Origin of the sequence: Mitsuokella jalaludinii (assembly GCF_928722185.1) — a bacterium.
Lineage (GTDB): Bacteria > Bacillota > Negativicutes > Selenomonadales > Selenomonadaceae > Mitsuokella > Mitsuokella jalaludinii.
This window is the reverse complement of the sequence record NZ_CAKMXA010000001.1, coordinates 1,723,478-1,742,154: the sequence shown is the minus strand read 5'-3', so window position 1 is coordinate 1,742,154 and position 18,677 is coordinate 1,723,478. Positions and strand designations below refer to the sequence as shown.

The 18,677-nt window shown below is 56.7% G+C and carries 17 protein-coding genes, 1 tRNA gene and 1 other RNA gene; 7 read left to right on the top strand and 12 right to left on the bottom strand.

Annotated features, from left to right (window positions below):
- Nucleotides 1-7: 7 nt before the first annotated feature.
- Nucleotides 8-2,275, bottom strand: coding sequence for a ribonucleoside-diphosphate reductase subunit alpha (locus QDI87_RS08105; RefSeq protein ID WP_278519862.1), 2,268 nt, complete (start codon nt 2,273-2,275; stop codon nt 8-10).
- Between the two features lie 200 nt (nt 2,276-2,475).
- Between QDI87_RS08105 and QDI87_RS08100 the strand changes: the two genes are divergently transcribed.
- Entirely contained in the window at nt 2,476-2,721 is a 246-nt protein-coding gene (locus tag QDI87_RS08100; RefSeq protein ID WP_036375553.1) for a DUF896 domain-containing protein, read from the top strand.
- Between the two features lie 277 nt (nt 2,722-2,998).
- Here the strand turns inward: QDI87_RS08100 and QDI87_RS08095 are convergent, their stop codons facing one another.
- Nucleotides 2,999-3,313 (bottom strand): hypothetical protein, encoded by a 315-nt coding sequence (locus QDI87_RS08095; protein ID WP_036375547.1) that lies wholly within the window; start codon nt 3,311-3,313, stop codon nt 2,999-3,001.
- 201 nt (nt 3,314-3,514) lie between these two features.
- Here QDI87_RS08095 and ssrS point away from each other — a divergent pair.
- A non-coding RNA gene (gene ssrS / locus QDI87_RS08090) (6S RNA) lies at nt 3,515-3,687 on the top strand.
- 127 nt (nt 3,688-3,814) lie between these two features.
- Here the strand turns inward: ssrS and QDI87_RS08085 are convergent.
- From QDI87_RS08085 to rpmE, 5 genes are all read right to left on the bottom strand, one after another.
- On the bottom strand, nt 3,815-4,873 hold the full coding sequence (locus QDI87_RS08085) for an L-threonylcarbamoyladenylate synthase (protein ID WP_278742869.1): 1,059 nt from the start codon (nt 4,871-4,873) through the stop codon (nt 3,815-3,817).
- 37 nt (nt 4,874-4,910) lie between these two features.
- Nucleotides 4,911-5,876, bottom strand: coding sequence for a peptide chain release factor N(5)-glutamine methyltransferase (gene prmC, locus QDI87_RS08080; RefSeq protein WP_278742866.1), 966 nt, complete (start codon nt 5,874-5,876; stop codon nt 4,911-4,913).
- Nucleotides 5,873-6,946, bottom strand: a complete 1,074-nt coding sequence (prfA, locus tag QDI87_RS08075; RefSeq protein WP_036375539.1) for a peptide chain release factor 1 — start codon at nt 6,944-6,946, stop codon at nt 5,873-5,875. Before prfA ends, prmC begins: the two co-directional genes overlap by 4 nt.
- Nucleotides 6,947-6,992: 46 nt before the next feature.
- Nucleotides 6,993-7,931, bottom strand: coding sequence for a DUF1385 domain-containing protein (locus QDI87_RS08070; protein ID WP_051652188.1), 939 nt, complete (start codon nt 7,929-7,931; stop codon nt 6,993-6,995).
- Nucleotides 7,932-8,073: 142 nt separating this feature from the next.
- The gene (gene rpmE / locus QDI87_RS08065) at nt 8,074-8,274 is read right to left on the bottom strand and encodes a 50S ribosomal protein L31 (RefSeq protein ID WP_036375534.1); all 201 of its coding nucleotides are present in this window, start codon (nt 8,272-8,274) and stop codon (nt 8,074-8,076) included.
- A 297-nt stretch (nt 8,275-8,571) separates the two neighbouring features.
- On the opposite strand from rpmE, the gene clpX reads away from it, so the two are divergent.
- Nucleotides 8,572-9,873 carry an ATP-dependent Clp protease ATP-binding subunit ClpX gene (gene clpX, locus QDI87_RS08060; RefSeq protein ID WP_036375531.1) on the top strand — a complete coding sequence of 434 codons (1,302 nt, stop codon included), beginning with the start codon at nt 8,572-8,574 and terminating at the stop codon, nt 9,871-9,873.
- 60 nt (nt 9,874-9,933) lie between these two features.
- Here clpX and pheA read toward each other — a convergent pair whose 3' ends face one another.
- Nucleotides 9,934-10,797, bottom strand: coding sequence for a prephenate dehydratase (pheA, locus tag QDI87_RS08055; RefSeq protein WP_036375527.1), 864 nt, complete (start codon nt 10,795-10,797; stop codon nt 9,934-9,936).
- An 8-nt stretch (nt 10,798-10,805) separates the two neighbouring features.
- Nucleotides 10,806-11,465, bottom strand: coding sequence for a 3'-5' exonuclease (locus QDI87_RS08050; RefSeq protein WP_036375524.1), 660 nt, complete (start codon nt 11,463-11,465; stop codon nt 10,806-10,808).
- A gap of 186 nt (nt 11,466-11,651) precedes the next feature.
- Between QDI87_RS08050 and QDI87_RS08045 the strand changes: the two genes are divergently transcribed.
- Both QDI87_RS08045 and QDI87_RS08040 read left to right on the top strand, forming a co-directional pair.
- Entirely contained in the window at nt 11,652-12,311 is a 660-nt protein-coding gene (locus QDI87_RS08045; protein ID WP_051652187.1) for an HAD family hydrolase, read from the top strand.
- 27 nt (nt 12,312-12,338) lie between these two features.
- Nucleotides 12,339-12,412: transfer RNA gene (locus QDI87_RS08040), tRNA-Gly, on the top strand.
- Nucleotides 12,413-12,475: 63 nt separating this feature from the next.
- Here the strand turns inward: QDI87_RS08040 and QDI87_RS08035 are convergent.
- The 3 genes from QDI87_RS08035 to QDI87_RS08025 form a co-directional block, all read right to left on the bottom strand.
- Complete coding sequence (locus QDI87_RS08035) at nt 12,476-13,261, bottom strand: SDR family NAD(P)-dependent oxidoreductase (protein WP_055161292.1); 786 nt, start codon at nt 13,259-13,261, stop codon at nt 12,476-12,478.
- Between the two features lie 78 nt (nt 13,262-13,339).
- Nucleotides 13,340-14,341, bottom strand: a complete 1,002-nt coding sequence (locus QDI87_RS08030) for an NAD-dependent epimerase (RefSeq protein WP_172674677.1) — start codon at nt 14,339-14,341, stop codon at nt 13,340-13,342.
- Between the two features lie 28 nt (nt 14,342-14,369).
- On the bottom strand, nt 14,370-15,536 hold the full coding sequence (locus QDI87_RS08025; RefSeq protein WP_036375518.1) for a nucleotide sugar dehydrogenase: 1,167 nt from the start codon (nt 15,534-15,536) through the stop codon (nt 14,370-14,372).
- A 180-nt stretch (nt 15,537-15,716) separates the two neighbouring features.
- Here QDI87_RS08025 and QDI87_RS08020 point away from each other — a divergent pair, with 180 nt between their 5' ends.
- The gene (locus QDI87_RS08020) at nt 15,717-16,712 is read left to right on the top strand and encodes an IS30 family transposase (protein WP_055159828.1); all 996 of its coding nucleotides are present in this window, start codon (nt 15,717-15,719) and stop codon (nt 16,710-16,712) included.
- 113 nt (nt 16,713-16,825) lie between these two features.
- Nucleotides 16,826-18,673: a phosphoethanolamine transferase gene (locus QDI87_RS08015; RefSeq protein ID WP_081828500.1), complete on the top strand. Its 1,848-nt coding sequence runs from the start codon at nt 16,826-16,828 to the stop codon at nt 18,671-18,673.
- Nucleotides 18,674-18,677: the final 4 nt, after the last annotated feature.

Below are 18,677 nucleotides of genomic sequence, written 5' to 3'. Positions count from 1 at the left end.
GATGCCATCACGAGGAGCAGCTCTCGCACTCCTCGACCTCGAGCGACTTGCTGCGCACGTAGTAGATGGTCTTGACGCCCTCCTCGTAGGCCTTGATGTAGAGGGCCAGCACCTGGCGGAAGGTGAAGTCGTTCGTGATGTAGAGGTTGACGCTCTGCGCCTGGTCGATATGGCGCTGGCGCACGCCGGCCGCGCGCACCGACCAGTTCTGGTCGACCGTATGCGCGCTCTTGTAGTACCAGAACGTCTTCATGGAAAGGTCCGGCGCGATGCGCGGCAGGATGGCGCCCTTCTTCTCCTCGAGGAAGAAGCGCTTCATGATGGGGTCAACGCCGGCCGTCGTGCCGACGAGGATGGACGTCGAACTCGTCGGCGCCACGGCGAGGAGATACGCATTGCGCATGCCCTGCGCGCGGACCTTCGCGGCGAGTTCCTGCCACGCTTCCGACCCGTAGCCGCGCTTCCTGAAGTAGTCACCCGTCTGCCAGTCGCTGCCCGCAAAGCAGCCGTACGAGCCCTTCTCCGCCGCAAGGTCGCTGCTCGCCTCGATGGCCGCGTAGTTGATGCGGGAGAATACGTCATCGACGAAGGCGAGGTGTTCCTCGCTCTCCCAGCGGACGGCGTTCTTGGCGAGCATGTGGTGGTAGCCCGAGACGCCGAGGCCGATGCTCCTGTACTTTCCGTTCGTCAGGCGCGCGTAGGCGAGCGGCGCCTCATTGAGATCGATGACATTGTCGAGCGCGCGCACCGCCGTGCGCACGACAGAGCGCAGTTCCTCGTGCGACGTCACGTCGATGCGGCCGAGATTGAGGCTCGCGAGATTGCAGACGACGAAATCGCCCGGCCGCGTCGTGACCTGCACGACCGTGTCGCCCGCCTCCGTCTTGATCTCCGTGCGGACCGACTCGACAGCCGACATGTTCTGCGCGATCTCCGTGCAGAGATTCGAGCAGTAGATCATGCCGGCCTGCGGATTGGGGTTGAGGCGGTTGACCGTGTCGCGGTAGAAGGCAAACGGCGTGCCCGTCTCGACGACGGACTTCAGGATCAGGCGGACGATCTCCTTGACCGAGATCACGCGCTTGTCGATGCGCGGCTCGGCGACACAGGCGCGGTAGCGCTTCTCCCACTCCTCACCCCAGAAGTCCTCGAGCGCGTAGCCCATGACCATCTCGATCTCGTGCGGGTCCATGAGGAACCACGGCGCGTCAAGATCCTCCTTCGCGAGTTTCCAGAAGAGGTCCGGGTAGCAGACGGCCGGGAAGATGTCATGCGCCTTCATGCGGTCGTCGCCATTGTTGGTGCGCAGCTGCAGGAACTCCGGCAGGTCCTTGTGCCAGGCATCGAGGTAGACGGCGCAGGCCCCCTGGCGCACGCCGAGCTGGTCGACGGCCACAGCCGTGTCATTGACGAGGCGGATCCAGCGGATGACACCGCCCGCCGCGCCCTCGAAGCCGCGGATGGCCGCGCCTGTCGCGCGGACCTTGCCGAAGTAGAGGCCCATGCCGCCGCCCCACTTGCTGACCTTGGCAAACGAGTCGAGGCTGCGGTAGATGCCGTCGAGAGAGTCCGGCACCGTGTCGATGAAGCAGCTCGAGAGCTGGTGATACGGCTTTCTCGCGTTGGCGAGTGTCGGCGTCGCCATCGTGACCTGCTGCAGGCTCAGCATGTCGTAGAAGCGGCGCACCCAGTCCATGCGCACCGAAGGCTCCTCGAGCATCGCGAGGTGCAGTGCGATGCCGAGGTACATCTCCTGCGGGGACTCGAGCGCCACGCCGTGATGCGTGTGGATGACGTAGCGCGAGAGCAGGAGGTCGAGGCCCGCGTACGAGTAGAGGTGATTGCGCTCCGCCACGATGAAGCGTGAAGCCGCGCGGAGCTCCTGCTCCGTGTAGTTCTCGAGGATGTAACTGCCGTAGAGCTCCTTGGCCGTCAGGTAGCGCAGCTTGGCCACGAAGTTCGTGATGCCGCGCTTCGCCTCCGACTCCGCCAGATGGCGCGCAAAGTCAAGATAGCGCAGGCGCGCCGCGATCTTGTCCCAGTGCGGCGCCTCCGCCGAGGCGAGTTCCACCGCCGCACGGATGAGCGCCTGCAGCTTCTCATCCAGGTCAAGCGAGGGCTTGCCGAACACCTCATATTTCTCGGCAAGCGCTGGGAAGTCCCCCGTATGCTCGCCAAAGTCACGTTCCACACCGGCCAGGCAGGCAGCGAGGCCCGGCACAGGACAAGCCTGCAGCAAATGCTGCAGAACCGGCGATTTGACAGTACGATCCATCTTTTTACTCCTAGATACAGTAGATTATTTCAAGAAAAGTTATCTCTAACCACTACATATTGATTACTGAACCAGTATAGCAAATGGAAAGAAGGGCTGTCAACGAATCACGTCCCATTCAAAAAAACTTGCTTTTCCATTACTTTCCACTATAATAAAGATAAGAGGATTCATATATCGAAAAGGAAGGACAACACGATATGATCACGAAAGAACTCATCGCCCGCATCAATGAGCTTTCCCGCAAGAAACGCAGCAGCGGCCTCAGTGAAGATGAGCGCATCGAGCAGCAGGCACTGCGCCGTGAATACCTCGCCGGCATCCGCGAGCAGGTCCGCAACATGCTGGAACAAGTCGAGATCATCGACACACCGCTCGAGCAAGAGAGCACCATGCATGTCAAAGAAGTTGCTTTCTCGCTGCGTCCGAGCCACAAGCTCCATTGATCGATCCCTATCATCCGCAATCATCACCGCACGAGAATCACGCCATCATAAAGGCCCCGGCATCTGCCGGGGCCCTTTTGTCGTATTCATTTCGCACTTGTCTCGCTGCAAAAATCCTCTTTCTCTATGTAATGTGCACGCCATTCCGACGGAAACAGCAGTCCGCATCTTCCTCTGAGTGTACGCACCAAAGATAAACACGCGGTAAACAGCGCCTAAAAAACAGTACAAGAAAGCCGCCAGCTCAGAGCTGGCGGCTTTTGCCATACGGCTCGGCTCAATAGTGTGGATGTAAGCGAACATACTCGACCGGGCGGCTCCAGTCAACGCTGACGTTCGTCGCGCCCCAGAGGCGGGTCAGAGCAGTCTGCAGGCTCTTGAGGTCGGCCAGCGGGTCGATCGTCTCATGCGTGAAGTCCATGAGCGTCTCGTGCGGGATGTTGATCTCGTGCGTCGTATTGAGGTAATCCTCGACTTTCTTCTTGCCCTCTTCGTTGGCCAGGTTGACGACAGCCGTCTTGGCCGCTTCGTCATAATCAATCCAGCCGAGGTCGTTCTTGTAACTGATTGCTACGCTGTAGGTAATTGCCATTCTTTTATCCCCTTTGAATGATATCGGCGCAATCTGCGCGCCCGCGCGGTGCGGGTCATCTATCGTTTTTCCTCAACTTACAGGGTACCCCCTATCTTTTCATTATAAGGGATTTCTATCTTTTCCACAACCTGCCTTCTTTATTGATTTGTCAAGACTTGCACGCGTGTTTTTTTTATGCTATGATACACGTAAAGAAGGACAAGCCTGGGATGTACGTGAGCTTTAGAAGTGTCTAACCTACATTTTTCCTAGGGAGCTTGATTTGATTCCGGCAGATGCCCGCCTCGGCGACTGCAGAAACCGGACTTAAGGCACCCACCTGCTAGCCGCAGGTTTTAGGCATTTAAAGCGAACGGCACCCTGGACCCCTGCTTTGAAGAGGGATTGCTGCGTTAGGTCTGCAGTCCCTCTTCGCGTATACAAAATGAAGAATCCCTGTCTGAAACATCTGTTTCGGACAGGGATTTTTTTACGGTCAATCCCGCATCGCTCAGCCGCTCAGGAAATCCTGAGGCTGTGGAAGGCGCTGGCTTTGTGCAGGCGGTTCATGATGGCGAGGCCAAGCCCCTTCTCCGTCGTTCCTTCGCCGAGCAGCGCGTCGGCCTCTGTGTCGTTGAAGGCGATGAGTTCCTCGTAGATATGGGCGGCGATTGCCAAGAGGTCGCCCTGCGGGCCGTAGTCCTTCAGGAGCTCTGCAGGCACGAGGCCCTGCAGGGCCTCGCAGACCTCATGGCTGGCGAGCACGCCGACCGTACGGCCCTCGCCCTGCAGGCGGCGGACCTGGCGGTGGAAGGCAGCGGCCATCTTCGAAGGCTCGCCCTCGAGCAGTGTCAAGGGGGCCTTCGGCGCGTAGTGCTTGTATTTCATGCCCGGCGCGCGCGGCACAGTGTCCGCGCCGACGAGCGCGGGGTCGAGCTTGCAGCCGCCGAGCACTTCGGTGAGCATCTCGCGCGTGATGGCCCCCGGGCGCAGGATGACGGCCACAGGGCCCGTGCAGTCGACGATGGTCGACTCGACGCCGAAGCGGCAGGGGCCGCCGTCGAGGATCAAGGGGATGCGCCCTTTCATGTCGCGCAGGACAGAGGCCGCCGTCGTCGGGCTCGGACGGCCCGAGATGTTGGCAGACGGCGCCGCGACCGGCACGCCGGCCGCGCGGATCATCGCGCGGGCCACAGGATGCTCCGGCATGCGGATGCCGACTGTGTCGAGGCCGCCCGTGATGCGGTCCGGCACGATGGCCTTGCGGTGCAGGATCAGCGTGATGGGCCCCGGCATGAACGCCGCGAGGAGTTTCTCCGCCATCGGTGTGACCTCCGCCGCCACCATCTCGACCATCGCGCGGTCTGAGACATGCAGGATCAGCGGATTGTCCGACGGGCGCCCCTTCGCCTCGTAGATGCGCGCACAGGCATCCGCATCGAGCCCGTTCGCGCCGAGCCCGTAGACCGTCTCCGTCGGAAAGGCCACCAGCCCCCCGCCGCGCAGCACCTTCCCCGCGCGCGCGAGATCTGCCTGCTGCGCCTTCACATCGGTTATCGTGATAATCTCTGTCTGCATGTGTTACTACCTCTCTATATAATAGCGATACATCCCGTCAGGTCTTCCTCCACCCCACGACGACGCGGTCGATGCCGGCGTAGTCGGGCAGGATCTCGGTGCGGGCGATCAGGGGATTGGCCTTGGCGAGTGCGGCGACGGGCTCGGCCTGATGGATGCCGACTTCAAAGGCCATGAAGCCGCCGGGCACGAGCATGGCGGGGGCTTCTTTTGCCAGGCGGCGGTAGAAGTCGAGCCCGTCCCTGCCGCCAGAGAGCGCTGTGTGCGGCTCCTTGAGGCGCACTTCCGGCGCGAGCCCTGCGATGTCGGCCTCCGGGATGTAGGGCGGATTCGACAGGATAGCGGCAAACGTCATGCCGCGCAGCGGCTGTAAAAGGTCCCCCGTGTGGAATGTGACGCGGTCCGCGAGGCCGAGGCTTGCGGCATTCTCCTCTGCGACGGCGCGCGCCTCAGGCGAGATGTCGACCGTGTCGGCCGCGGTGTCCGCCAGATAGTGCAGCACCGAAAGGCAGATGGCGCCCGAGCCCGTGCCGATATCGGCAATGCGCAGCGGCTCCTGACTCACATCGACCGCCGCCTCATCTCGATTGGCAGCCGATGAAGCTTCTTCTCCATCTGCAAGAACTTCATCCTCAGGCGTCTTTGCCTCGCCCTTCATCGCCTTCAGCCGCTCGACAGCGGCCTGCACGAGGATTTCGGTGTCGGGGCGCGGCACGAGCGTGTCGGCCGTGACCTTGAAGGTCAGCCCCATGAACTCTTTCTCGCCGAGAATCTGCGCGACAGGCACGCGCAGGACGCGCTGCTTGATCATCTCGCGGTAAGCGGCGAGCTCAGCAGGCTGCAGCGGCTCGTCAAAGTGCACGTAGAGGTAGATGCGCTGCTTCTCGAGCACGTGCGCGAGCAGCACTTCCGCGTCGAGGCGCGGCGATTCGATGCCCTTGTCCTTGAAGTACTGCTCCGTCCACTTCAGGATGCGGCCGATAGTCCAGATCTTGTCGTTCATTTCGCGTCCACCTTCTTCAGTCGTTCTGCCTGGTCCGCCGTTATGAGCGCGGCGAGCAGTTCATCGAGATCGCCGTCGAGGATGGCGTCGATCTTGTGCAGCGTCAGGCCGATGCGGTGGTCCGTCACACGGCCCTGTGGGAAATTGTAGGTGCGGATGCGCTCGCTGCGGTCGCCCGAGCCGACCTGGCTCCGGCGGTCGGCTGCGACAGCCGCCTCCTGCTCCTGGCGAGCCTTGTCGAGAATGCGCGCGCGCAGGACCTTCATGGCCTTTTCCTTGTTCTTGAGCTGCGACTTCTCGTCCTGGCACTGCACGACAATGCCCGTCGGCAGGTGCGTGATGCGGATGGCCGTCTCCGTGCGGTTGACGTACTGGCCGCCCGCACCAGACGCGCAGTACGTGTCGATGCGCAGGTCCGCAGGATTGATGGCGACATCGACGTCCTCAGCCTCCGGCAGCACGGCGACAGTCGCCGCCGACGTGTGGATGCGGCCGCCCGACTCCGTCACCGGCACGCGCTGGACGCGGTGCGTGCCGCTCTCGTACTTGAGATACGAATACGCGCCAGAGCCCGTGACCATGAAGGTGACTTCCTTGAAGCCGCCGATCTCCGTCGGATTTGCGTCCATGAGCTCGACCTTCCAGCCCTTCTTCTCCGCATAGCGCGAGTACATGCGGAAGAGATCGCCCGCAAAGAGCGCCGCCTCTTCGCCGCCGACACCGCCGCGAATCTCGACGATGACATTCTTCTCGTCATTCGGGTCCTTCGGCAGGAGGAGGATCGGCAGCTCCTTGTCGAGCTGCCCCTTCTTCTCCATGAGGTCCGCGAGCTCTCCTTCGACAAAGGCATGCATCTCATGGTCAAGCGATTCGCCGAGCATCGACTTGGCCTCCTCGATGCCCTTGACGACCTCTTTATAGCGCCGGAATTTCGTGACGATCGGCGTCAGCGCGGCGTGTTCCTTCGTGTACGCCTGCCACTTCGCCATGTCCGCCATGGTCTCGGGGTCGCTGATCAGCGACTCGAGCTCCCGGTATTTATCTTCGACGGCTTGGAGCTTCTCCAGCACAGATTTCACCTCTCAACAGTAATGTATCCCATGCCTGCGGCATGCGTCAGGGGACGAGTTCGACAGGCTTTGGCTGCGGCGCTGCCGCATGGCGGTAGTCCGCTGTCCCCGGGGCAATCTCCTCCTCCGGCAGCACAGCCTTGAGCGACTCGATGGCCACGGCCACCATATCGTCCTCCGGCGGGCGCGTCGTCAGGTACTGCAGCCAGAGGCCCGGCTTGATGGCCGTCTGGATGATCTTGTTCTCGCTGCGGCCCGCGAGGCGGATGATCTCATACGAGATGCCGGCGACGACCGGCAGCAGCACGATGCGCGAGGCGATGCGCTCGCCGAGGCTCGGCCAACCGAGGAAGGCAAAGACGAAGATCGAGACGAGCATGACGATCAAGAGGAAATTCGTGCCGCAGCGCGGGTGAAGGCGCGAGAATTTCTGCACGTTCTCGACCGTCAGCGGCAGCCCCGCCTCATAGCAGTGGATCGTCTTGTGCTCCGCCCCGTGGTACTGGAAGACGCGGCGGATATCCTTCATGCGCGAAATGCCCCAGATGTAGCCGAGGAAGATCGCGAGGCGCAGGAAGCCTTCCATGAGATTGAGGAAGAACGGGTCTTCCGTGATGAAGTGGAAGAGACGTGCCGCGCCCGTCGGGATGGCGATGAAGAGGATGCTCGCGAGTACGAGCGCGAAGACAATCGTGCCGGCCATCTCCCTGTCGGTGAGCTGCTCGTCTTCTTCACCGGCCATCTTGGCCGAATACGAGAGCGAGCGGATGCCGATGACGAGTGACTCCACGAGCGATACCGAGCCGCGCAGCAGCGGCTTCTTGAGGATGGGATAGCGGTCTGAGATGGAATGCACGTCCTTCGTCTCGACCTGGATCTGGCCGTTCGGATCGCGCACCGCCGTCGCCGTGAGTTTCGGCCCGCGCATCATGACACCCTCGATGACGGCCTGGCCGCCCACCATCAAATGTAAATGATTGCCCATAATGGGACCTCCTATTATATGTAAGACAAAATTTCCTTCTGCAACTATAGCCTACGGCAGTCTGCTGTATTTTGTCTGGAACCTTTCCTATACAAAATAAAGCAGAGCGAGATTGCTCTGCTCTGCTTCATCATGCTGCATCTTATTTCTTGCCGTAGCGCTTGTTGAACTTCTCGATGCGGCCGCCTGCCTGTACGTCACGCTGACGACCCGTGAAGAACGGATGGCACTTGGAGCAGACATCGACGCGGAGTTCCGGCTTCGTGGAACCCGTCTTGAACGTGTTGCCGCAGCCGCAAGTTACCGTAGCTTCGTAGTACTTCGGATGAATACCCTGCTTCATTATCGATACACCTCACTTTCCCCCCAGGAACTGGGAATGGATACAAGCTCACTATGCGCGAACTTGGTTTAGACCTAGCTCCCCTTCTTCGGGGGAAAGCCAGTCAATTTTTGGCTTGGAAACAGACGTCAATACGTCCATTACCGGTCTATTATAGCACAGAGCCCCCGCGCTTGCAAGGAAGCTATACAAAATCTGCTTGAAAAAAACGGCACGATAGAGGATAATGTTGTTTACAGGGATAATCCAGAACGAATCATCTGCCGCACATACATCACACAGAAAGGATGTTTCTACATGGCAAACGATAAAAAAGACGAACACGTCATAAAACAGCGCTGCAGCTTCTGCAAGCGCGAAGTCGAGATTCACGACTCACTTGACATGCCGATCTACGACCCGGCCACGGGCTTCGGCATCTGCAAGAACTGCATCAAGGAGCTAGCCCACTACATCGAGCTCCACGAAGAGGACACGGCTAAACAGCAGGCGCCGGACTTCGCCGCCCAGCTCGACGAGATCCTCAAGAAAAACAAGCCGCACATCATCAAGCAGTACCTCGATGAGTACATCATCAACCAGGACCGCGCGAAGAAGATCCTCTCCGTCGCCGTCTACAACCACTACAAGCGCATGAAGTACGGCTACACGAACGACGACGGCACGGAAATCGAGAAGTCGAACGTCATCATGCTCGGCCCGTCCGGCTGCGGCAAGACGGCGCTGCTCTCCCACCTCTCGAAGCTCCTCGACGTGCCATTCGCCGTCACGGATGCCTCGAGCCTCACGGAGGCCGGCTTCGTCGGCGCCGATGTCGAAGTCGCCGTCCGCAACCTCTACTACGCGGCCGACAAGGACATCCAGAAGGCCGAGCACGGCATCATCTACCTCGATGAGTTCGACAAAATCGCCCGCAAGTCCGGTGCCAACAACTCCATCACGGCCGACCCGGGCCACGAGGGCGTCCAGCAGGCTCTCCTCAAGATGCTCGAGGGCAACGTCGTCGAGTTCACGGCGCGCGGCCAGCGCAAGCACCCGGAGGCCCCGACCATCAAGGTCGACACGAAGAACATCCTCTTCATCGTCGGCGGCGCCTTCGTCGGCATCGACGATGTCATCGCCAAGCGCCTCCAGAAAGCCGACTCGTCGATCGGCTTCGGCGCCGAGGTCACGAGCAAAAGCGAGAAGCCGACTTTCGACGAGCTCATCCACCAGGTCCGCCCGGAAGACCTCATGCAGTACGGCATCATCCCCGAGATCATCGGCCGCCTGCCCATCATCTGCACGCTCGAGACGCTCGACGAGGACGCCCTGCTACGCATCCTGACCGAGCCGAAGAACGCCCCGGTCAAGCAGTACGAGAAGCTGCTCGCCATGGACAACGTCAAGCTCGAGTTCGCTGAGGACGCGCTGCGCGCCGTCGCCAAGAAGGCCATCGAGCGCAAGACCGGCGCCCGTTCCCTCAAGGGCATCATCGAGGACGTCATGCTCGACGTCATGTACGACATCCCGAAGTCAGACGAGCCACGCAAGGTCATCATCACGAAGGCCTGCATCGACGAAGGCAAGAAGCCAGAAGTCATCGCACTCGACAAGTAAGACCATAAAAAAGGCATCTGTCATCGACAGATGCCTTTTTTGCATGCTTGTGAAGCCTATTCAGGGGTTGGCCCGCACGACAGGGAAGCTGCCGAGGTCCTTGAGCCACTTGCTCTTCCTCGCGACCGCCGCCACCGCCTCACGCAGGGCCGCTTCATTGTCCGCGACCTCGAGGTCGAAGAAGAAGATGTAGGCGCCGAGCTCCGTGCGCGCGGGGCGCGACTCGATGCGCGTCATGTTGACGCCGCGGTCTGCGAACTCCTTGAGCACATCGTAGAGCGCGCCGGCCTTCTGGCCGTCGATCTCGCAGATGACGAGCATCTTCTCAGCAGGGCCGACGGGCTTGTGCGGCGCCGCCGTCACACGGCAGAGCTCGAAGAAGCGCGTCGCATTCGCCATGTTGTCCTGGATCTCCTTCGCAACCGTGACGAGGCCGTTGAGCTCGCCACCGCGCTCCGTGCAGATGGCTGCCGCGCCCATACCGCGCGGCTCCTTGGCGACAATCTCTGCTGCCCGCGCCGTGCTCGCCACCTTGATGAGCTCCGCCTCCGGATAGTGCTGCTGCAGATAGCCGCGGCACTGCGAGATCGGCTGCGGGTGCGAGTAGATGCGGCAGATCTTCTGCGTGCCCGGCCTTGCCATGAGCTGGTTGTGTACCGGCCAGATCAGCTCGCTCGCGACGAAGAGGTCATCGCTGCGCGCGAGCGTGTCGAGCGTGATGTTGATCGCGCCCTCGAGCGAGTTCTCCACCGGCACGAGGCAGCTGTCCACCTCACCGTCCTCCACGGCCTGGATCACCGCAAAGATATCCGGATAAACGAGAAGCTCCGGCCTTTCCGGCAGGAGCCTCGAAAGATACTGTGCGGCAGCTTCGCTGTGTGTTCCCAAAGGGCCAAGAACGCCCATTTTCTTCATATTCGACATCCTTTCCCTCAGAGGTCCTTCTGGAGTTTCGCGAGCTCCGGGCAGAGATCCCCGATAGAGCTTGCGAGATCGTCCTTCGGCTGCAGGATCTCGAGCACCGGCTTCATCGTCTCCTTGAACTTTGCATCGTCCTGCATGAGCGTCAGGATGGCGCTCGTGTTGATCGCATCCGCCAGCGCCGTGTGCTGCGTGCCCTCGAACTTGTGGTCCATCGCCCCGAGCGCATGCTTGAGCGCGAGGCTGTTGTGCAGGCCCAGGCGATCATCGAATTCCTGCTGCAGGTCGACCCAGCGCGCGTTGAGCCATTCGATGTCAAAATCCGGCAGCTTGTAGCGGCACTCGCTGCGCAGCTGCTTGATGTCCGACATGCTCCACGAGTAAATCTTCGTCTCTTCCTCGCCAACCCAGTCCACAAAATCCTGGAAGCACGCGGCATACGTCTTCTTGTCGGCGACCATCGCCTGCGTGATGCCCGTCAGACTCGTGATGTGCTTCTTGATGGGGCCGTACTCCGGCTTCACGTAACACTGAAACTCCGCTTCCTGCTGGAAATTCTCGTCGAGGCGCACGGCACCGATCTCGATGACTTCCTCATTGAGCTTGCGGCGCACCTCGCGGAACTCCCGGCTGACCGGATTCATCTCCAGGTCTACGACGACATGTTTCATCTATTTTCAACTTCCCTTCATTCGAAGATAGCCTTACCTTTCTATTCTACGGTATCTGCACATTTTCTTCAACAAAAATATATGCTATCATAAACATAGTACTGCAGATTCGCGCCAAATGTCCATCCGGGCATCATGCGCATCCGCACAAGCCGTTACAAGCCATTCATGAAAGGAGCGCCACCCTTGGATTACCGCCTCTACCTCTTCGATTTCGACTACACGCTCGTCAATTCCGAGCCCGCCATCGTCAAGTGCTTCCACATCACCTTGCAGAAGCTCGGCTATCCCGATGTGCCCGACGAGCGCATCAAGAAGACCATCGGCCTGCCCATGGTCGAGGCCGTCAAGCGCATCGTCGGCACCGCGGACGACGCCGAGGCCGAGCGCTTCGTCGACGCCTACCGCCCCGAGGCCGACCGCTACATGACGCCCGGCACGACCTTCTTCCCCGGTGCCGTCGAGACCCTGCGCGCCATCAAGGCCACAGGCGCCAAAGTCGGCATCATCTCCAACAAGACGCACCGCCGCATCCAGGAGAAATTCGACGTCGACCACGTGCCCGAGCTCATCGACCTCATCATCGGCAGCAACGACGTCAAGAGCCACAAGCCAGAGCCCACAGGCCTGCTGCGCGCCATCGACCACTTCCACATGGCCAAAGACGACGTCCTCTACACCGGCGACAGCTACATCGACGCCGAGACCGCCCGCAATGCCGGAGTCGACTTCCTCGCCATCACCACCGGCACCACCAGCGCCGAGACCTTCGCCCGCTATCCCCACATCGCCATCCTGCCCGCCATCGCCGCGCTCAAAGACGAACTTGCAAAAAACCGCGAATAATGGTAAAATAATTGAGTCAGCGGTGACGCGGGCATAGTTCATCGGTAGAATGGAAGCTTCCCAAGCTTTAGAGGGCGGTTCGATTCCGCTTGCCCGCTCCATAAGAAACACAACGGCTGCCAGAATCCCAGATTCCGGCAGCCGTTTTTTATTTTGCATGTTTCTCAGCCCGCCAGATGGCGCCAGAGGTTGCTCAGGGCGATCATCAAGCGGTGCGGCAGGATGGACGTGACGACGCGGTGCAGGGTCGAGACGAGGTCCGGCGTAAAGACGGTGAAGCCGTGCTCCGCGGCCCAGAGGGAACGGCGGGCGACGGTCTTCTGATCCGTCGCGAGCGGAAAGCCCCGGAAGAGGCCGCGCCGGTCCGTCTTCTTGGCCTCGTGGATGAACTCCGTGTCGCGGATCCAGTACGGGCAGATAGCCGTGACCGTGATGCCGCGCGCTGCGACCTCCGCTGCCAGCGCGCGGCTGTAGCGCAGGAGGAAGGCTTTCGTCGCCGCATACGCCGCGAGGTACGGGATGGGCTGGAATGCCGCGCACGAGGCGATCTCGAGCACCTGGCTGCCCCGCTCCATGTACGGCAGCACCCGCTCCGTGAGCTCCGCCGCCGCGCGGCAGTTCAGCGCAATCATGCGCCCCGTCGTCGCCGCCCCGATGTCCGCCGCCATACCAATGCGGCCAAAACCAGCCGCATTGACGAGCCATCGCACCGTCACCGGCTCCGCCGAAAGCGCCGCCGAGAGCGCCTCCAGCGACGATTCCTGCGTCAAGTCCAGCGCAAAGACGCGGCACGGCAAAACCACCTCCGCCGCCAGCTCCTGCAGCCGCTCCTCACGCCGCGCCACGAGCCAGAGCTCATCGACCGCCTCATGCGCCAGGAGCCGTGCAAACTCCCGTCCCAACCCGCTCGAAGCACCCGTGACGAGTGCTATGCGCTTTTTATCCGGCATCCCTATCACCTCTCTTCTTACCGCGAGAACAGCTTCATCCATGGCTGTGACAGACCGTATTGGCGCAAGTCATGCATCTCAGTCCTTATAGTAGTCCTTATACCATGCCGCGAACTTGCCCAACCCCTCTTCAATCGTCGTCGCCGGCTTGAAGTCAAAGTCGCGCTCCAATTCGCTCACATCGGCATACGTCTGGTAGACATCGCCCGGCTGCATGGGCAGGAACTCCTTCTTCGCCGTCTTACCGATGGCCTGTTCCAGCACCTCAATGAAGTGCATGAGCTTCTCCGGCTTGTTGTTGCCGATGTTGTAGACCTTGTAGCGGTCGCCGAACTCATTCGCCTTCGGCGGATTGCAGAGCATGTGCTCGATGCCCGTGACGATGTCGTCGACATAGGTGAAGTCGCGGTACATATCGCCGTTATTGTAGATCTGGATGGCCTCGCCCCTGCGGATCTTGTTGGTGAACTTGAAATACGCCATATCCGGGCGGCCGAAGGGCCCGTAAACCGTGAAGAAGCGCAATCCCGTCGCCGGAATCCCGTAGAGATGGCTGTAGGTGTACGCCATGAGCTCATCCGACTTCTTCGTCGCCGCATAGAGGCTGATCGGATGGTCGACATTGTCCGTCGTCGAGAACGGCGTCTTCTGCTGGTTGCCGTAGACCGACGAGCTCGAAGCAAAGAGCAGATGCTCCACCTCATGATGGCGGCACGCCTCGAGAATGTTGAAGAAGCCGATGATGTTCGAGTCGATATACGAGCGCGGATGGTCGATGCTGTACCGCACGCCAGCCTGCGCCGCGAGATTGACGACAATGTCCGGCTGATACTTCTCGAACAGCGCCGTGACCGCCGCCTCATCCGCCAAGTCACCCTTGATAAACGTGAATGCCGGATACTGACGCAGGATCTCCAACCGGCTCTCCTTCAAGCGGACATCGTAGTAGTCATTGACATTATCAAAGCCGATCACCGTCGCCCCAAGCCCCAGCAGCCGCTTCGACAAATGAAAGCCGATAAATCCCGCAGCACCGGTGATTAAGACCTTTTTCGTCGCATCAAATGGTAAATAAGACATATCCGTCCATCCTTTCTGCATTTCAGATTCAGTCGCGGTCAAAGAGATCGCGTGTGTAGACCTTTTCCTTGACATCCGCCAAAACGTCATCCCAACGATTCGTGATGATGACATCGCTGACACGCTTGAACTCAGCCAAATCGCGGATGACGCGCGAACGATAGAAGTCCGGCTGATCCAGCGTCGGCTCATAGACCACAACGGGTATGCCCTTCGCCTTGATGCGCTTCATGATGCCCTGGATGGCAGAGGCGCGGAAGTTATCCGAGTTGCTCTTCATCGTCAGGCGGTAGACACCGACGACCTTCGGGTTCTTCTCAATGATCATGTCCGAGATGTGGTCCTTGCGCGTGCGGTTCGCCTCAACAATCGCCGAAATCAGATTCTGCGGCACATCATGGTAGTTCGCCAGCAGCTGCTTCGTATCCTTCGGCAGGCAATAGCCACCATAGCCAAAGGAAGGATTGTTGTAGAAATCGCCGATACGCGGGTCAAGGCAGACACCCTTGATGATGTCGCCTGTATTGAGCCCGCGAATCTCAGCATACGAGTCGAGCTCATTGAAGTACGCCACGCGCAGCGCCAGATACGTATTCGCAAAGAGCTTGATGGCCTCCGCTTCCGTCGAGCCCGTGAAAATCATCGGGATATCCTTCTTGACCGCGCCCTCTGCCAACAGATTGGCAAAGACATGTGCCCGCTCCGACTTCTCGCCGACCACGATGCGCGACGGATGCAGGTTGTCGTAGAGAGCCTTGCCCTCACGCAGAAATTCCGGTGAGAACATGATCTGCTCCGTATGGTACTTCTCCTTCACATGCTCCGTATACCCGACCGGCACCGTCGACTTGATGACCATCACCGCCTGCGGATTGATGGCCAGCACCTCCTCAATGACCGTCTCCACCGACGAAGTATCAAAGAAATTCTTCTTCGGATCATAGTTCGTCGGCGTCGAGATGATGACAAAATCAGCATCCGAGAAGGCTTCCTTGGCATCCAGCGTCGCCTTGAAGTGGATGTCATCACGCTGCAGGAAAGAAGAGATATCCGCATCAACAATAGGAGATACCCCCTTATTGAGCATCTCCACCTTCTCCGGAACAATATCCAAAGCTATAACTTGATTATGCTGTGCCAGGAGCATGCCATTTGACAAGCCCACATATCCTGTACCCGCAACTGCGATATTCATATTAATATTCCCCTCCAACTTCAAATATCTGTTTTAGTATACCATAAAATGGTTAACATTTTTATGGATGGATTTACAATCTAAGTGCAACAGCTCCTAGACAACCAAATTAAAATGACACATAGACTTCTTTGCTATAATGGTGTTTGAAGAGAACTACCTATAACAAAAGGAGAGCCTATGTGCCACTACACACATCTTACACCATTTGAGCGAGAAAAGATACTCTTTTTTCTTGCTGAGGGCAAATCCATCACGGAGATTGCCCATCTGCTGAACCGGAGCAAGTCGACCATCTCGCGTGAGCTTCTCCGCAATGCGGCCCCTGCGGACCAGCCTATGTCGTACTGCCCGTTGACCGCGCAAGCGCTCTACAAGCAGCGCAGGAAAGCCTGTCGTCCGCATAAGCGGCTGGAGTATGCACCACTTCATTCCTACATCCAGATTTGTATCCTGGCGTACCACTGGTCGCCAGAGGAGATTGTCGGACGGATCCAGTTGGAGCATGGCTGCCGTCTCGTCAGCGTTCCGACGATCTACCGCGCTATCCACGCAGGACTGCTGAACCCGCCAGGAGCTTCAGCGAAGTTCGTACTTCGGAAACTACGGCATCATGGGAAACGGCGTCACAAGAAAGGCAACGAAGAACATCGTGGCAAGTTCGTCATATCGCACCCCATCGAGGATCGTCCTGCCAGTGCGACGAACCGTTCCGTCCGTGGTCACTGGGAAGCGGATACGGTGGTGGGTAAGCAAGGAAAGGCCTGCCTCGTCACGCTGGTGGACCGGAAGAGCCGGTACTTGCTTGGTGGAAAGGCCGCGAGCAAGACTGCCGCTGCCGTCAACAAGGTGATGTGTGAAGCACTCTCGGGGCAGCCGCATCTTTCGGTCACGCCAGATCGCGGAAAGGAATTCTCGAAACATGCTCAACTCAGCAAGGAACTGAAGCGTGTGACGTTCTACTTTCCTGCTCCGCACCATCCATGGGAGCGCGGGACCAACGAGAATACCAATGGGCTTCTGCGGGAGTTCTTCCCGAAAGGCAAGGACATCACGGATACGCCAGAGGATTACATCCAACGGAAGTACCATGAGTTGAACCTGCGCCCTAGGAAGTGCCTTGGCTACAAAACACCATATGAGGTCTATTTCTCAAAGGTGTTGCACTTAGCTTGACAATTCGCCTGCATGATAAATTATTTTCAGCAACATCTTGCATTATACTTAAAGAAGTATTAGACTATTACAAGCTAAGTGTTTACCGATGTTACATTTTAGGTGATGTATATATGAAAAAACGGCTTATTTGTAAGCTCCCTGTTTCTTTACCCGCTAAAGATTGTGTATTAAAAAGTCTATATCACTCATTGGGGATTTTTACTGCTTTACTTCTGATTTTTATCTTATTCTTTAAAAGCCCAATTCTTGATATAGGTCATATGACAGTCCTTCGACTCATACGCAGCATGATTTTCACTTGGATTGTCTGTGGTTTTTTATATACTATACTAGGAACTAGAAAACTCAAAGATTCTACTTTAAGAAGTAAGTGGGTAGCTTGCTTGTCTTGGACCGGAATCTGGGCCGGAATTTATACTATTGTTTTTTCACAAGTTCCTGATTTATTACAACATGATATTGGTAACTACTATCTCGTTCCATGTTTGTTTTTTTCGGTTTCTCTTATTGTAACAATCAGTATATCCCAAATCCATAATTTTATCCGAAAAGTTTTATCTTTTGCTTATTCCGTATTTATTTTTCTTATGTTGTTATCCCCGATATTTTATGCATTTTATTTTATGATATACGGGCAAGAATTTGATGAATATGCATTATTATCGGTTATAGCAACGAATCCAGATGAAATTATAAACTATTTAACAGCTACTTTTTCAAGCATTCAACTCATTCTTATATTGATTTCCCTATTTTTACTATTTACAGTAATATACATAATCACATTAAAAACAACAGCTAGGCGTCACTCATTAGATTTCAAAAATAGAACAACTATTATTTTTACTATACTATCTTTCTTTTTCTTTTTCAATTATATTATAACAGTTTTCCCTATTGATCAAGCACTACATCTACGTCGTCTAAATGGCCCTATGAATGCCTTTATACAGTTACAAAACAATATTGAACAAAACAACAATAACTTAATAATTGAAACACCTAATACTCTAGCTAGTAAAAAAACTCCTGGCTCTATAATCATTGTGATTGGTGAAAGTGCTAATCGAGACATGATGTCGGCTTTCACGCCTTCATACAACAAAAATACAACACCTTGGGAAAAATCAGTACGTGATGATCAGAACTTCATATTTTTTGATAACTCATTTGCTAGTTTCCCAAATACAGTCATGGCTGTTACACAAGCACTGACTTCATCTAACCAGTATAACAATATTCCATTAAAGGATTCTATCGACCTCTTAGATGTAGCACGTAAGGCTGGCTATCATACTTATTGGCTATCACTTCAGAATAAGAGTACTGTCTCTGATGCTGGAATCACTGTCATTGCCAATCGAGCAGATACGATAAAATGGTTGCATGGCTATGATGAGACAATCCTATCTGAGCTAAAAAACATTCCTTCTTCGGATAACAATTTCATCATTATCCATTTGAACGGAAGCCATTTCCGTTATGACAGACGCGTACCGCAAGAGTTTATCGAGAAAAATAACTTACCAACCGAATCGAAAACAGATTGGTACAATGCATCACTACAATATACTGACTACGTATTAAAAGAAATCTATCAGTACGGAAAAGAAAATCTTCACATGCAGGCTCTGGTCTATTTCTCAGATCATGGTGAGAATATGGAATACACACATACTTCATCACCATTTTACTTTGATATGGTTCATATCCCCTTCTGGATTTATTTGTCACCAGAGTACCAGGCAGCTTACCCAGGCACCTACCAATCTTCACGTAATAACAAAAAAGAAATCTTTACAAACGATTTGATGTTTGAAAGCATTTCTGGAATTCTACATGCCGAGTCGAATTCTTATCAACCAGAATACGACATAACATCATCGAGATATAATCTATCAAGCGACCACGCCTTAACCTTACACGGCAAAAAATATATACGAGACGACATAAAGTAAGTGA

Bases quoted from the DNA above. Each gene is read 5' to 3' on its own strand.
- QDI87_RS08070 (WP_051652188.1), bottom strand. From the start codon at position 7,931: ATGGGCAATCATTTACATTTGATGGTGGGCGGCCAGGCCGTCATCGAG.
- QDI87_RS08095 (WP_036375547.1), bottom strand. From the start codon at position 3,313: ATGGCAATTACCTACAGCGTAGCAATCAGTTACAAGAACGACCTCGGC.
- QDI87_RS08030 (WP_172674677.1), bottom strand. From the start codon at position 14,341: ATGTCTTATTTACCATTTGATGCGACGAAAAAGGTCTTAATCACCGGT.
- QDI87_RS08015 (WP_081828500.1), top strand. From the start codon at position 16,826: ATGAAAAAACGGCTTATTTGTAAGCTCCCTGTTTCTTTACCCGCTAAA.
- pheA (WP_036375527.1), bottom strand. From the start codon at position 10,797: ATGTCGAATATGAAGAAAATGGGCGTTCTTGGCCCTTTGGGAACACAC.
- QDI87_RS08105 (WP_278519862.1), bottom strand. From the start codon at position 2,275: ATGGATCGTACTGTCAAATCGCCGGTTCTGCAGCATTTGCTGCAGGCT.
- QDI87_RS08050 (WP_036375524.1), bottom strand. From the start codon at position 11,465: ATGAAACATGTCGTCGTAGACCTGGAGATGAATCCGGTCAGCCGGGAG.
- QDI87_RS08100 (WP_036375553.1), top strand. From the start codon at position 2,476: ATGATCACGAAAGAACTCATCGCCCGCATCAATGAGCTTTCCCGCAAG.
- QDI87_RS08025 (WP_036375518.1), bottom strand. From the start codon at position 15,536: ATGAATATCGCAGTTGCGGGTACAGGATATGTGGGCTTGTCAAATGGC.
- QDI87_RS08035 (WP_055161292.1), bottom strand. From the start codon at position 13,261: ATGCCGGATAAAAAGCGCATAGCACTCGTCACGGGTGCTTCGAGCGGG.
- prmC (WP_278742866.1), bottom strand. From the start codon at position 5,876: ATGAACGACAAGATCTGGACTATCGGCCGCATCCTGAAGTGGACGGAG.
- QDI87_RS08020 (WP_055159828.1), top strand. From the start codon at position 15,717: ATGTGCCACTACACACATCTTACACCATTTGAGCGAGAAAAGATACTC.
- QDI87_RS08085 (WP_278742869.1), bottom strand. From the start codon at position 4,873: ATGCAGACAGAGATTATCACGATAACCGATGTGAAGGCGCAGCAGGCA.
- clpX (WP_036375531.1), top strand. From the start codon at position 8,572: ATGGCAAACGATAAAAAAGACGAACACGTCATAAAACAGCGCTGCAGC.
- rpmE (WP_036375534.1), bottom strand. From the start codon at position 8,274: ATGAAGCAGGGTATTCATCCGAAGTACTACGAAGCTACGGTAACTTGC.